We start from the raw sequence: 15,018 nt of genomic DNA, 5'->3' as shown, positions 1-15,018 counted from the left end.
TCCGGCAGGGTATTAGAGAAAATCAGGCAGCAATTTCAGCAACGTTCCTTGCGCTAACAGTTCGGTCGCGGACTCAATATCCGGGGCGAAAAAGCGATCCTGCGTATAGTGGGCAACCTGCTCACGTAACGCCTGGCGCGCCTGCTCCAGCAATGGACTTGAGGTTAACCCTTCACGTAGATCGATTCCCTGACACGCCGCCAGCCACTCCACGGCAATCACGCCGCGCGTATTCGCCGCCATCTCCCACAGCCTGCGACCCGCCGCTGGGGCCATAGACACATGATCCTCCTGATTGGCGGACGTCGGTAAGCTGTCTACGCTGTGCGGATGCGCCAGCGCTTTGTTCTCGCTCGCCAGCGCGGCAGCCGTGACTTGAGCAATCATAAAGCCGGAGTTAACTCCGCCATTTTTCACCAGGAAAGGCGGCAGTTGCGACATGTGTTTATCCATCATTAACGCAATGCGTCGCTCCGATAACGCCCCAATTTCCGCAATCGCCAGCGCCAGGTTATCCGCCGCCATTGCCACGGGTTCAGCATGGAAGTTGCCGCCGGAAATCACATCGCCTTCTTCGGCAAACACCAACGGGTTGTCGGAAACCGCGTTGGCTTCCACCAGCAGAACATCCATCACCTGGCGCATTTGCGTCAGACATGCCCCCATCACCTGCGGCTGACAGCGCAGAGAATACGGATCCTGCACTTTTTCACAGTTATGATGCGACTGCGAAAGCGCGCTGGAATCAGTCAACACATGGCGGTACAGCGCCGCGGCGTCAATCTGTCCGCGTTGTCCTCGCGCGGCATGAATCCGCGCATCAAACGGACGACGAGAGCCTAGCACGGCTTCGGTAGTCAGCGCCCCGCACACCGTCGCCGACGCAAACAGTTCCTGAGCTTCAATGAGTCCACGCAGCGCAAAGGCCGTCGAAGCCTGGGTGCCGTTGAGCAGCGCCAGCCCTTCTTTCGCTTCCAGCGTTATCGGCTCCAGCCCGGCCTTTTTCAGCGCTTCGGTCGCCGGGAGCCATTCCCCCTGCCAGCGCGCCTTCCCTTCGCCCAGCAGCGTCAAAGACATGTGCGCCAGCGGCGCCAGGTCACCCGATGCCCCCACTGAGCCTTTCGCCGGGATCAGCGGATACACTTCGGCATTCACCAGCGCAATCAGCGCTTCAATCACGCTCAGGCGAATACCGGAAAAACCGCGCGCCAGGCTGTTGATTTTCAGCACCATAATCAGACGCACCATCGCGTCGTCCAGCGCCTCGCCGACGCCTGCCGCATGGGAAAGCACCAACGAGCGCTGTAAATTCTGCAAATCTTCTGTGGCGATACGAGTCTGGGCCAGCAGGCCAAAACCGGTATTAATACCGTATGCCGTACGGCCTTCAGCGACAATGTTATTGACGCAGGCGACGCTTGCGTTAATGGCGTCAATCGCACTGGCATCAAGGCTTAGTTGGACCGGTTGCTGCCAGATGTCACGGAGTTGTGCAAAGCTCAGTTGTCCCGGCGTTAATGTCATGGTATTCATCTCAGCGTTTCCCCTGCGTCGCAGCAATCATCGGCAAATTCAGCCCTTCTTCGACGGCGCATTCCACCGCAATATCATATCCGGCGTCAGCGTGGCGCATCACCCCGGTAGCCGGATCGTTATGCAATACCCGGGCGATACGCGCAGCGGCTTCATCGGTGCCATCACAAACAATGACCATCCCGGCATGCTGGGAGAACCCCATTCCTACCCCTCCACCGTGATGCAGTGACACCCAGGTCGCGCCGCTGGCGGTGTTAAGCAGCGCATTTAGCAGCGGCCAGTCGGATACGGCGTCAGACCCGTCGCGCATGGCTTCGGTTTCGCGATTCGGGCTGGCAACGGAGCCGGAGTCCAGATGGTCACGACCAATAACAATTGGCGCGGACACTTCGCCACTGCGCACCATTTCATTAAACGCCAGCCCCAGCTTCTGTCGCCATTCCAGGCCGACCCAGCAGATACGCGCCGGTAAGCCCTGGAAGTTAATCCGCTCACGCGCCATATCCAGCCAGTGATGCAGATGTTGATCGTCAGCCACGATCTCTTTCACTTTGGCATCGGTTTTATAAATATCCTGCGGATCGCCGGAAAGCGCCACCCAGCGGAACGGGCCAATACCACGACAGAACAGCGGTCGAATATACGCTGGCACAAAGCCGGGGAAATCAAAGGCGTTTTCCACGCCCATTTCTTTGGCCATCTGGCGAATGTTATTGCCGTAATCAAACGTCGGTACGCCCATTTTGCTAAACGCCAGCATCGCTTCGACATGCGTTGCCATTGAGCGTTTCGCCGCCAGCACCGTGCCCTGCGGATCGGACACCGCTTTCGCCTGGTACTCTTCCCAGCGCCAGCCGGACGGCAGATAACCATGCAGCGGATCGTGGGCGCTGGTCTGGTCGGTCACCATATCCGGGCGCACACCACGTTTCACCAGCTCCGGCACAACGTCGGCGGCGTTCGCGCACAGCGCAATGGAAACCGCTTTACCCTCGCGGGTGTATTTATCGATACGCGCCAGCGCATCGTCCAGCGATGTCGCCTGCTCGTCCACGTAACGGGTACGCAGACGGAAATCAATGCGGCTTTGCTGACATTCAATATTCAGCGAGCATGCGCCCGCCAGCGTAGCGGCTAACGGCTGCGCCCCGCCCATGCCGCCCAGCCCGGCGGTTAACACCCAGCGTCCGCTCAGGTTACCCTGATAATGCTGACGCCCGGCCTCAACGAAGGTTTCATACGTCCCCTGCACGATGCCCTGGCTGCCGATGTAGATCCAGCTCCCGGCGGTCATCTGACCGTACATCGCCAGTCCTTTAGCATCCAGCTCGTTAAAATGTTCCCAGGTTGCCCAGTGCGGAACCAGGTTGGAGTTAGCAATCAGTACGCGCGGGGCATTGTCATGGGTTTTGAACACACCGACCGGTTTACCCGACTGGACCAGCAGGGTCTCATCGCTCTCCAGTTGCGTCAGCGCATTGACGATGGCGTCGTAACATTCCCAGTCACGCGCGGCGCGGCCAATCCCGCCGTACACCACCAGCTCATGCGGATTTTCCGCCACATCAGGATCCAGGTTGTTCATTAACATGCGCAGCGGCGCTTCGGTCAGCCAGCTTTTGGCCGTTAAGGTAGTGCCACGCGGGGCACGAATATCCTGCTGACGATATTTGCTATGGGACATGACAGAAAACTCCTCGCGAACGTCGGATAAATAAGTAACATATACTTGTCTATACAAGCTGCCGCAAGGGTGATTTTAACAATTAAGATACATTTTTATTATATTGCGTCAGCAATCACGGTTTTGATATCCCGACATCAGGACATAAACCGTCCTTGCAAGCGATAGCGGGAACCCGGAAACAACAAACGGGCATGAGAGACAATGGATGACGCGGACCAGGTTTTGCGGCGGATCAGCAAGCAGGGATCGTGTTCTTTGATATTCAGCAGCGCGCACTCTTCGGCACTGGCACGTACCGCTTCAACAATGTGCTCCCCTTCCGTTAGAGGGGCAATCAGCGACAGGTAAGCGTGAGGCGTGGTCTGGCTGTAATCCTGCGCCAGATACTCCGGCACAATCTCCGCATTCACACAGCGATCTTCAATTTGTACCGGCAAATCGTTCTCGTAGTGCACCATGATGGAGTGAAAAATGGCGGTGCCTTCTTTCACGTTTAACACCAAAGCCTGCTGCGCATTGGCTTGGGTTCTTTCCAGCGTCAGAACCTCACAGCGGTGCTGATGCTGACGTGCGTTGATTTCATCCGCAATGCTGCGAATTTCAAACAGCGCAGACTGACCTTTTGGCTCGGCGACAAACGTCCCCACCCCCTGCAAACGTACCAGCAACCCCTCATCCGTTAACTCACGCAGCGCCCGATTGATGGTCATTCGGCTAAAACCATACTGTGCCACCAGCTCTGCCTCAGACGGGATACGATCGTGAGCTTGCCAGATACCGCTGGCAATTTTTTCGCTGATCTCCTGTTTTACCTTTTCGTAAAAAGGGGCTGGAGCAGAACGGGATGGGAGCATGCGTGTGCCTTCCTTAAGCTGAAATGTAGTTGGGTACAGTTTACAGGCATTACCCGAACCTGATAAGCGTAACGCTCTCAGGCATGTCAGTGCCACCAGTGCGCGATTTGCCAGCCTAACCGCGCCGCAACGCGTGCCGCTCTGCCATCATCGTCAAAGCGTGGATTAAATTCAACCATATCCACCGCCTGCAGTTTACCGCTACGACAAAGGGGTTCAATCAGCCCCAACAGCGTCGCCAACGGTATGCCCAGCGCGGCGGGCGCTGACACCGCGGGCATTTCCCAAACCGGCAGCACGTCAAGGTCGATAGTCAGATAGATGACATCCACGCCAGAGGCAAACTGCGCCAGCTGGGCTTGTGCCGACTCACAGTGCAAATCTTCCACCACGGTGACACCGAGCCGCTGCGCTTCATCCCACAGCGCCTGGGTATTCGCCGCCCGATTGACGCCGATACAGGCATAGTGAAATCCGCGCTGCTGTTCATCGCAAAGGTGCGCTAACTGACGAAACGGCGTACCGGATGTGGCCTGTTCGGCATGACGCAAATCGAGATGCGCGTCGAAATTGATGATTCCCACTTTTGCCTGCGGGAACGCATCCAGCACGCCAGCGCCATGCGCAAACGCGGTTTCGTGTCCTCCCCCCAGTACCAGGGTACGCATATTCTCCTGCTGACAGCGCTGTACCGCCTTGCGTAGCGCCTGCTGCGCGCCCTCAAGATCGGGGGCCTGCGCCACAATATTTCCCAGATCCACCAGCCGCTGATGCCCGTCGTGACTGGCTAAATTCGCCAGCGCTTTACGTAGCGCGTCTGGCGCTCCCGCCGCTCCCGTACGCCCCTGATTACGTTTAACGCCTTCATCACAGGCAAAACCAAGCAGTGCTATCTGCTCAGAGTACATTTCCGGGGAAAACGCCGGACTCAGAGTAATGGTCTGAAACAGGCGCAGCGCAGTCGGCGACTCGGCGCGGTCATCTCGCCCCTGCCATAGCGCAGGAGAAGCAGGTTGCCAGTTAGTCATGCAGGTTGTCCTTTGAATACACGTTGGTAGAGCGGGTTACGCCCAGGCTCATAGAGGATCTCGACCGGGAGTTCGGCATCCCACACCACAAAATCGGCCACAAATCCGGCCTTCAATTGACCGTGAGTGGCACGACGGCCCAGCGCCCGGGCCGCATGACGGGTGACGCCAGCCCACGCTTCTTCCGGCGTTAAGCCAAACTGGACGCAAGCCATGTTCATCGCCCAGTGCAGACTGATAAACGGACTGGTGCCAGGGTTGAAGTCCGTCGCCACCGCCATCGGTACCTGATATTGCCGTAACAACTCTACCGGCGGACGCTGTTGCTCTTTGAGGAAATAGAAAGCGCCGGGCAACAACACTCCAACCGTACCGCTTTGGCTCATCGCCGCCACGCCCGCTTCATCAAGATATTCAATATGATCGGCGGATAAACCGTGGTAGCGGCTCACCAGTTGAGCGCCGCCGAGCAATGACAGTTGTTCAACATGCGCTTTGACCGGGATGCCCAGCGCCTGTGCGGCCTGAAATACCCGCTCACTCTGCGCCAGCGTAAAACCGACGCTTTCGCAGAACAGATCGACGGTCTCGAACAGCCCTTGTTCCCACAGCTGCGGCAAAATAGTCTCGCACACCAGCGTAATATAGCCGTCAGGATCGCCCCGGTATTCCGCCGGGGTAGCATGCGCGGCCAACAGCGTCGGGCTTATTTCGACGGTGTTTTCCGCCGCCAGCGCTGCCACGACCCGTAAAATTTTCTCTTCTGTCTGCAAATCCAGACCATAACCAGACTTTATTTCCAGTAGCGTAACGCCTTCTTTGATCAACCGCTCCATGCGCTGATGCGCTATATGAAGAAGTTGTTCATCAGTGGCGCTACGGGTCGCCGACACGGTGGCATTAATACCGCCCCCCTGGGCGCTTATCTGCTGGTAAGAAACACCGTTAAGCCGCTGCTCCCATTCACCTGCGCGATTCCCGCCAAATACCAGGTGGGTATGGCAGTCAATCAGGCCAGGCGTCACCAGCCGGCCCTGCATGTCAAAGGTATTGTCATGCGTGAGGTATAAAGAAGACTCCGGCACGATAGCGCGAATCTTACCCTGGCGGACGATCAACGCATGCCCATCCACCAGCCCATACGGGTTATCACGTTCAGGATCCATGGTCGCCAGGCGAACATTGCGCCAGATGACATCATCAGGGAAGAATTGCTGCATTCGACTCACCACTTGTCATAGGTTGTATAGACATTTATTTTTGATTCCGCGGATGTTGTCAACCTGAAGGACCATAATTGTTATCTATTTGTGATATAAGGTCTCTCCGCGCCGGGCATTAGGGCGATAAAAAAGAACTTTTTACCTTTTAACCTTCCCGTTTCGCTCAACTTAGTATAAAAAAGCAGGCTTCAATGGATAACTTTCAAAGCCCGGAGCAACCTGTGAACATATCATCAGTTTCCCGTCTGGCGCTGGCAATGGCTTTTGGCGTGACGCTGACCGCCTGTAGCTCTACACCGCCCGATCAAATTCCTTCCGATCAGACCGCGCCAGGCACCGCTTCGCGCCCGATTCTGTCGGCCAATGAAGCGAAAAACTTCGTCGCCGCGCACTATTTTTCCGCGCTGACGCCAAACACCGCGCCGTGGAGCCCCTCTGCTATTACTTTGCCCGCGCAGCCTGACTTTGTCGTTGGCCCGGCAGGCACCCAGGGCGTGACGCATACCAGCATTCAGGCCGCGGTTGATGCGGCAATCATCAAACGTACCAACAAACGTCAGTACATCGCGATCATGCCGGGCGAATATCAGGGCACGGTCTATATCCCGGCAGCGACAGGAAGCCTGACGCTTTACGGTACTGGTGAAAAACCGCTGGATGTTAAAATTGGCCAGGCCATTGACGGTGATATGAGCACCGCTGACTGGCGTCGTACGGTGAATCCGGGCGGTAAATATATGCCGGGTAAACCTGCGTGGTATATGTTTGATAATTGCCAGAGCAAGCGCGGCACGAATATTGGCGTGATGTGTTCGGCGGTCGTTTGGACGCAAAATAACGGTCTGCAATTGCAGAACCTGACCATCGAAAATAACCTCGGTGATAGCGTTGATGCAGGTAACCATCCGGCAGTCGCACTGCGTACCGATGGCGATAAAGTGCAGATTAACAAGGTCAACATCCTGGGTCGCCAGAACACCTTCTTCGTAACCAACAGCGGCGTACAAAACCGTCTGGAAAACGATCGTCAGCCGCGTACGCTGGTGACCAACAGCTACATTGAAGGCGATGTGGATATCGTGTCCGGTCGTGGCGCGGTGGTATTCGATAACACCGATTTCCGCGTAGTGAACTCCCGTACCCAGCAGGAAGCGTACGTGTTTGCACCGGCTACCCTGTCAAACATCTACTACGGTTTCCTGGCTATCAATAGCCGCTTCACGGCAAGTGGTGATGGCGTGGCGCAGCTAGGCCGCTCGCTGGATGTTGATTCTAACACCAATGGACAGGTGGTTATTCGCGACAGCGTGATTAACGAAGGCTTTAACATGGCGAAACCGTGGGCTGACAGTGTTATCTCGAAACATCCCTTTACCGGTAATACCGGGGCGGAAGATGATAAAGGCGAAATCCAGCGCAACCTGAACGACACTAACTTCAACCGCATGTGGGAATACAACAACCGCGGTATTGGTAGCAAAGTGGTTGCAGAGCCTAAGCAGTAAACGTCATCCCCTTCTGTAGGCCCGGTATGCAAATTTGCGCTACCGGGCAATGTGCCGGAGGGCGGAGAAAACCGCCATCCGGCCTACAGGTCGCTTTACGCCAAACGCGCTTTGTTAAAGTTAATCAAACTCCCCGCCTTAATAATTTCACGCTCTTCTGCGGTCAGACTTTCCATATACAAACTGATTTCACTCACCGCACCATCATCATGAAGGACGTACGCTTTGATCGCGTCACTGCATTGATCCAACGCGTGGCAAATACCAGGAATGTAGATGTAGTCCCCGACCTCAAAAGTTGGTTTCTCGGCCATTTGTAACGGCAACATACCCCAGTTGATCACATTAGAGCGGTAACGCTTAGTGGCATATTCCTGGGCGATATTCGCCAAACCGCCAATCACTCGCTGACAGCTTGCCGCCTGCTCGCGTGCGGAACCATCCCCAGGCTTCACGGCATAAATCATGCTGCCAATCTCAGTGTCCAGCGGTTGCACATTTTCGTGACCAGCAATCTGTCGGATGCGTTCGAAGACTGGCGCCAGCTCGCTAACATCACCTGCGAGGCGCCTTTTTTCCAGCTCGGCAGTGGCTTTACTTCTCGCCACATACCCGGGATCGCGTCGGGAAAGCGTAAATTCAGCCAGTCCCAAAGGATTAGAGCGATATGAAGAGGTTTCTCCGGACGGTATCAGCTCATCCGTCGTCGTCACGTCATCAAGGATCTTTGAGGCCACTTTCAGCAGAATATTTTGCGTAAGCGCCCCCATTTCCGGCCAGTCTTTGATATTGGGGCCATAAATTAACGGCTGCTGCGTGGCCCCTTTGACATACCCCTGATAAACGCGGCTTTTATAAGGCGCAGGGTTAAACGCATAGTCCGGCACCTTATCCCAGCAGTCCAGTTCGGTCGCGGCGGTGAGGTATCCCCCCCTGGCCGCCGTCGCCGCTATCGAACGCGCATCCATCAGCGCAACGGCGGACATTTGCCCATTGCCCGGTTTCGAACCTTCACGGTTAGGGAAGTTACGTGTGGTATGGCGGATGCTAAGCCCGTTGTTGATTGGCGTGTCGCCCGCGCCGAAGCAGGGACCGCAGAAAGCGGTTCTGATGATGGCACCTGCGCCGAGCAGATCCGCAACGACCCCTTTCTGTGCTAAATCCATAAACACCGGCTGTGACGAGGGATAGACGGCCAGCGAGAAAGCATCGCTGCCGCAGGATTGACCGCGTAATGCCTGCGCCGCAGCAATGACGTTTTCATAGTTACCGCCCGAGCATCCGGCAATGATCCCCTGCTGTACTTTTAATCGACCATTTTCCACTTTATCCAACAACGACAGGCTGGCTTTACCCTGTGCAATACGCGCAGATTCAATTTCGATCTCGCGCAGAATATCAGTCAGATTTTCATTAAGCGTAGCAATCTCATAGACATTACTTGGATGGAAGGGCAGCGCGATCATCGGTTTAATCGCACTCAGGTCAACATAAATACAACCATCATACCAGGCCATTGGCTGCGGGGTGAGCTGGCAATAATCTTGTTCACGGCCATGTAATGCCAGCCAACTGCGAGTCTCGTCATCCGTTTGCCAGACGGAGCTCAGGCAGGTGGTTTCGGTGGTCATCACATCCACACTGTTACGGAAATCCGTTGAGAGATGACTGATGCCAGGGCCGACAAACTCCATGACTTTATTTTTGACGTAGCCATTTTTAAACACTGCGCCGATAATCGCTAATGCGACATCCTGTGGGCCTACGCCCGCTGCAGGCTTACCGGTCAGATAAACAGCAACCACGCCGGGATAATCAATATCCCAGGTATCGTTTAACAGCTGTTTGACCAGCTCCCCGCCCCCTTCTCCCACAGCCATTGTGCCTAATGCGCCATAACGCGTATGGCTGTCTGAGCCGAGGATCATTTTTCCGCCACCCGCCATCATTTCACGCATATATTGATGGATGACGGCAATATGTGGCGGTACAAAGATACCGCCATAACGCTGGGCTGCTGACAGACCAAACATATGATCGTCGCCGTTGATGGTTCCGCCTACAGCACACAATGAGTTATGGCAGTTAGTCAGTACATACGGCAGCGGAAAACGCGCCATCCCCGAGGCTTTTGCCGTCTGAATAATACCGACAAAAGTAATATCGTGTGAGGTCAATGAATCAAATTTAATTTTAAGTTTTTTCATGTCTGCGGAAGTATTATGCGCAGAAAGAATCGACCACGCGATAGTTCCTTTTTTCGCCTCTTCTTTGCAGATATGTTCAGATAAGTTTTCCTCAGCGATAATTTCATTATTACCGGAGAGGTAAATTCCTTTCTCATAAAGTTTAATCATTAGATACTCCACATTGCTGTGCTCTGAACAGAGCACAGACAACCAATGAACGATGTAATTTAATTAGACCAGGTTCCAGCCAATCAACATATTCCACCACCAGATCCCCAGCGTAATATGGACCAGGAACGTTAAGAATGTCAGCATTGCACCAACCAGCCACCACGATTTGATATCGTTATATCCGACACCAAAAATGACCGGTCCAGCAGCGCCACCATAATGGGTGACCATTCCGCCATACGAGTTAGAGAAGAGTAATGCCAGCGCGGTTAACATCAGCGGTGCGCCAGAGACATTCGCCAGCATGGCAAACACCGGCATCATCGCCACAATATACGCGCTGCCTGAGGCAAAGAAATAACGAACGATAATACTCAAAAAGAGAATAACAAAGAACGCAACGTTGCCATGATTGCCAAAGTCGAGGTTATTTTTGAAGAGTTCAGCTAACCAGTCAAAAAACTTCACTTTTGATAATAATGAACTTAAGCCGATAATACCGCCGTACCAGATTAAGGTATTCCAGCCACCCTTATTTTTAACGACATCATCCCAAGTTACGACACCTAACAAGAGCATCATACCCATTACGACAATAGCCACCGTTGATTCATCAACGCCGAGCGTTTTACTGAAGATCCATCCCAATAGCGCGAGAACAAAAATGCCCAGCAGCATTTTTTCTCGCACCTTCATGGGCCCCAAATCCTCAAGCCCGGCCTTGGCGATAGTTTTGTTATCAACCTTTTTAATTTCAGGTGGATACATAAAATAGATGACTAACGGCGTCGCCAGCAGCATAACCAGGCCTGGCAAACTCGCAGCAAGCGCCCACCCGCCCCAACTCAGTTGCAAGTGGCAGATATCATTGATCATTTTCAATGCCAGAATATTGCCTGCCATCGCGGTAAAAAACATATAGCTGGTTGTTTTGGTCACCATATAGACCGTCATCATCAGATAGTGGCCTACACGTCGTGGGCTTTTGTCTGGTTCAGAACCCAACGCCACCGCCACGCTATTGATGATGGGTAATACGATTCCTCCTGCTCGTGCGGTATTTGACGGTGTGGCCGGGGCCAATACCAGGTCAAGAAATACGGTCACATAGCCAAGACCAAGCGTGGTATTGCCTATTTTACCGATCAGGATATAAGCAATGCGCTTGCCCAACCCCGTCGTCACAAAAGCGGCGCTTAAGGTAAACGCCGAGAAAACCAACCATGTGGTGCCGGAAGCATAGCCGCTCAACACACTGCTGGTTTTCAGTACCCCGTGGCCTAAATTGCCGACAACCACCATTGACGCGGCAACAGCAATTAATAACACGACGGGTTCAGGAAAAGGCTTGATCACCAGTCCGACAATGGCGGCAAGATAAATACCAAACAGCACCCATGCCAGTTCACTTAATCCCGCTGGCGCAGGAATAAATCCTATAATACAGGGGATGACTAATATTAATATTAGCTTCCATAATGACTTAACGTTCATTTTTGAATCCTGGATAATCTGTACAGGTCATACAGAATGTTTCTCGATTTTCCGTAATCACAGCAAAATGAGGTCAATGCTGTCAGGGAAGATAAACGTCACCAGCGAAAATTTTTCTGGCGGTACGAATAACCGACGCCCGGATGGTAGAAGGTTCGTCGCCCTCATTCGTTAAATAAATATCAAGAACGCCGCCAGGATGTTCGATAGTGATATTTCCATACTGTGCCCCTGCCGTTACCTGACGCGTGACAGTACCGTTAATGGCACAACTGCTGGCGATAGCTATCGCCCCGGTAATCGCCAGTGCTTTATGGCATGAGTGCGGCATAAAATAACGAACATTAATTGCGCCGCCATTTCGCGCCGCAGAAATGAGAATGGGTTTTGGGATCACCTTATTACTGACATCACCCAGCCCCATCGCCTTACCAGCCTGTAAACGAATAGATTCAATACGCGATAATAATTCGCTGTCTGCATCCAAATTTTCCGGTAACTCATATCCGGTTTTCCCCAGATATTCGGCAGGGATAATTACCACTGGCGTCGCCATATCCATACAGGTAACAGGAACGGAGTCGATATAATCGATCTGCTGGCCCGTCGGGAAAATATGTCCAGTTTTCGAGCCCGCGGCATTGAGAAACGTCAGCGCAATAGGGGCGGATGTTCCCGGTACACCATCAATTCTTGCGGTTCCTTCATACTCAACAACACCGTGCGGTGTCTGGATATCAGCTTCGATAAAGGTGTTGGTGTTCACATTGCGAATACGCACGCGGGTGGTCGGCGCGGAAGCTGCAATCAGCCCCTTTTCAATAGCAAACGCGCCAACGGCGGAAAGCATATTGCCACAGTTCGGCGTGGTATCAACCCGTTGCTCATGTACCAGCACCTGCGCAAATAAATAATCGATATCAGCACCAGGATCGTTTGAACGGCTAACAATGGCTACTTTACTGGTTAACGGATTGCCACCGCCAATGCCGTCAATTTCTAACGCATTACCGGAACCCATAATTCCAACCAATACTTTATCACGCTGTTTTTCGTCTTCCGGGAGATCTTGTGCTAATAAAAATGCGCCTCGGGAAGTGCCTCCGCGCATCATAACGCAAGGTATTTTTTTCATAACAATGCTCTCATATATTATTCCACTAAGAATAGGGTTACACGCCATGAAAAAGGTGGCTAATGACTTTGTTTGCGAGATTAATGATTTATTTTTATTAATGAGACTTAAAAAAAGCAGATACACTGGGTACATTCATCAACGGTAGGGGATCCCCCTGATATTGTCCGGAGTCAGAATGAAACACGAGCTATCGAGCATGAAGGCATTCGTCACGCTGGCAGAATCCGATTCTTTTAACAAGGCTGCAAACTTACTTAATATTACGCAACCTGCATTAACGCGCAGAATAAAAAAAATGGAAGAGTATTTACATACTCAGCTCTTTGAAAGAACAACTCGCAAAGTAACATTAACAAAAGCGGGGGAAATGTTATTACCTGAAGCCAGGAAATTAATCAGCGCGTTAGATGAAACTATATTTAACATTAGTGAAATAAATACTCATCATCACGGAATGGTGACATTGTCTTGTATTCCCACCGCGGTATTCTATTTTTTACCGTTAGCGATAGGCAAATTTAATGAACGGTATCCCAACATCAAAGTGCGAATTATTGAACAAGGCACGAATAATTGTATGGAATCCGTACTGTGTAACGAGGCTGATTTTGGAATAAACATGAACAACATCACAAATTCCTCTATCGAGTTCACGCCTCTGGTTAATGAACCGTTTGTTCTGGCCTGTCGGCGCGATCATCCGCTCGCCAGTAAGCAGTTGGTTGAGTGGGAAGAATTGCTGAATTACAAATTGATAGGCGTTCGATCCTCAAGCGGTAACCGATTGCTGATTGAACAACATTTGGCCGATAAGCCATGGAAATTGGATTGGTTCTATGAGGTTCGCCATTTGTCGACGTCACTGGGGCTGGTTGAGGCCGGGCTCGGCGTTTCCGCGTTACCGGGACTTGCAATGCCACAGACGCCGCATCCCACGCTGATAGGGATCCCGCTGATTGAACCGGTCATCAGACGCACTATGGGAGTTATCCGCCGAAAAGATGCGGTTCTCTCACCGCCCGCTGAACGCTTTTTCTCCCTGCTGCTTAATTTATGGGCTGACCACAAAGATAGTCTTTGGAAATCTGTTGCCGAACTTCAGGAAAGTGTACCGCGGCTTAAATAAGCATAAAAAAATCCGCAACCTGCAAAGGATTGCGGATCGCTTATCATCCCGCGCGTTTTTAGTACGCGTTAACCACCACCCACATCGGGCCCTGGCCTACCGCATAGCGGCCTTTTTTAGTCAGCAGTCCTTGGGCACCTGCGATCTCGTACACCGCGATGTGATGAGATTTTTGTCCGGCGGCGATCAGGTATTTACCGCTGTGGTCAATATTAAAACCGCGCGGTTGCGTTTCGGTCGGCTGGAAGCCTTCTTTCGTCAGCACGCTTCCGTCTTCTGAGACGCTAAACACCGTAATCAGACTGGCGGTACGATCGCAGGCATACAGGTGACGACCATCTGGCGTAATATGAATATCTGCCGCCCAACGGGTATCGGAGAAATCAGCAGGCATCATATCCAGCGTCTGCACGCATTCAATTTTGCCGTGCGGATCTTTCAGCTCCCAGACGTCAACAGAACTGTTCAGCTCATTCACGCAATAGGCGTATTGCTTATTCGGATGGAACACCATATGACGCGGACCCGCACCTTCCACGGTGGTCACTTCTGCTGGCTCCTGAGCGATCAGATGGCCATCATCGCTGACATCAAACAGACAGATACGATCCTGCTTCAACGCCGGGACCCACAGAATGCGGTTATCCGGAGAGATGTTGGCCGAGTGGCAGCCGTCAAGACCTTCAACCGCATCTACTAGTTCCACCGGCAGCCCATCTTCCAGACGCGTGACGCTCACGCTGCCCGCATTATAGGAGCCGACAAACACAAAACGGCCCTGATGATCGGTAGATATATGCGTCGGGCTACCCGGCAGCGCAGACTCCGCAACGAAGGTCAGCGCACCGTCATCAGGCGCAATACGATATGCCAGAACACGAAACTCCGGGCGCACACCGACATAGAGATAGCGCTTATCCGGGCTGACGACCATCGGCTGTACCTGACCCGGCACATCAACCACCTGGGTCAGCGTCAAAGAACCGTCGTGATTCAGGCTCCAGACATGGATTTGCTGACTCTCAGGACTGGCGGTATAAACGGTTTGTTTCATGAATACTCCTTTG

Annotated in this window: 11 protein-coding genes; 2 read left to right on the top strand and 9 right to left on the bottom strand. The window is 52.9% G+C overall.

Going from position 1 to position 15,018, the window contains the following annotated elements; all coding sequences use genetic code 11:
• Window positions 1-12: 12 nt before the first annotated feature.
• The 5 genes from hutH to hutI all read right to left on the bottom strand — a co-directional run bounded on the left by hutH (window position 13) and on the right by hutI (window position 6,325).
• Window positions 13-1,533 carry a histidine ammonia-lyase gene (gene hutH, locus ACVXHP_RS00570; protein ID WP_200007168.1) on the bottom strand — a complete coding sequence of 507 codons (1,521 nt, stop codon included), beginning with the start codon at window positions 1,531-1,533 and terminating at the stop codon, window positions 13-15.
• A gap of 1 nt (window position 1,534) precedes the next feature.
• Entirely contained in the window at window positions 1,535-3,220 is a 1,686-nt protein-coding gene (hutU, locus tag ACVXHP_RS00565; protein ID WP_316128696.1) for a urocanate hydratase, read from the bottom strand.
• Window positions 3,221-3,357: 137 nt separating this feature from the next.
• Entirely contained in the window at window positions 3,358-4,077 is a 720-nt protein-coding gene (locus tag ACVXHP_RS00560) for a histidine utilization repressor (protein ID WP_047025502.1), read from the bottom strand.
• A gap of 86 nt (window positions 4,078-4,163) precedes the next feature.
• Window positions 4,164-5,105, bottom strand: a complete 942-nt coding sequence (gene hutG / locus ACVXHP_RS00555) for a formimidoylglutamase (RefSeq protein ID WP_316128697.1) — start codon at window positions 5,103-5,105, stop codon at window positions 4,164-4,166.
• Window positions 5,102-6,325, bottom strand: a complete 1,224-nt coding sequence (hutI, locus tag ACVXHP_RS00550) for an imidazolonepropionase (RefSeq protein ID WP_316128698.1) — start codon at window positions 6,323-6,325, stop codon at window positions 5,102-5,104. Before hutI ends, hutG begins: the two co-directional genes overlap by 4 nt.
• Window positions 6,326-6,549: 224 nt before the next feature.
• Between hutI and ACVXHP_RS00545 the strand changes: the two genes are divergently transcribed.
• Window positions 6,550-7,833 carry a putative acyl-CoA thioester hydrolase gene (locus ACVXHP_RS00545; RefSeq protein ID WP_316128699.1) on the top strand — a complete coding sequence of 428 codons (1,284 nt, stop codon included), beginning with the start codon at window positions 6,550-6,552 and terminating at the stop codon, window positions 7,831-7,833.
• Window positions 7,834-7,928: 95 nt separating this feature from the next.
• Here ACVXHP_RS00545 and ACVXHP_RS00540 read toward each other — a convergent pair whose 3' ends face one another.
• From ACVXHP_RS00540 to ACVXHP_RS00530, 3 genes are all read right to left on the bottom strand, one after another.
• Window positions 7,929-10,190: a hydratase gene (locus ACVXHP_RS00540; protein ID WP_316128700.1), complete on the bottom strand. Its 2,262-nt coding sequence runs from the start codon at window positions 10,188-10,190 to the stop codon at window positions 7,929-7,931.
• Between the two features lie 63 nt (window positions 10,191-10,253).
• A complete protein-coding gene (locus ACVXHP_RS00535; protein ID WP_047025498.1) occupies window positions 10,254-11,687 on the bottom strand; it encodes an anion permease in 1,434 nt (477 codons plus the stop codon).
• Window positions 11,688-11,769: 82 nt separating this feature from the next.
• On the bottom strand, window positions 11,770-12,822 hold the full coding sequence (locus ACVXHP_RS00530; protein ID WP_316128701.1) for a 4-oxalomesaconate tautomerase: 1,053 nt from the start codon (window positions 12,820-12,822) through the stop codon (window positions 11,770-11,772).
• A 178-nt stretch (window positions 12,823-13,000) separates the two neighbouring features.
• On the opposite strand from ACVXHP_RS00530, the gene ACVXHP_RS00525 reads away from it, so the two are divergent.
• Complete coding sequence (locus ACVXHP_RS00525; RefSeq protein ID WP_047025496.1) at window positions 13,001-13,951, top strand: LysR family transcriptional regulator; 951 nt, start codon at window positions 13,001-13,003, stop codon at window positions 13,949-13,951.
• Window positions 13,952-14,009: 58 nt separating this feature from the next.
• Here the strand turns inward: ACVXHP_RS00525 and pgl are convergent, their stop codons facing one another.
• Window positions 14,010-15,005 carry a 6-phosphogluconolactonase gene (pgl, locus tag ACVXHP_RS00520; protein WP_316128702.1) on the bottom strand — a complete coding sequence of 332 codons (996 nt, stop codon included), beginning with the start codon at window positions 15,003-15,005 and terminating at the stop codon, window positions 14,010-14,012.
• Between the last annotated feature and the right edge of the window lie 13 nt (window positions 15,006-15,018).

The sequence above is a fragment of the Citrobacter freundii complex sp. 2025EL-00176 genome, from assembly GCF_053309355.1.
The sequence above is the reverse complement of the archived record's forward strand: the minus strand, read 5'-3'. Positions and strand labels throughout refer to the sequence as shown.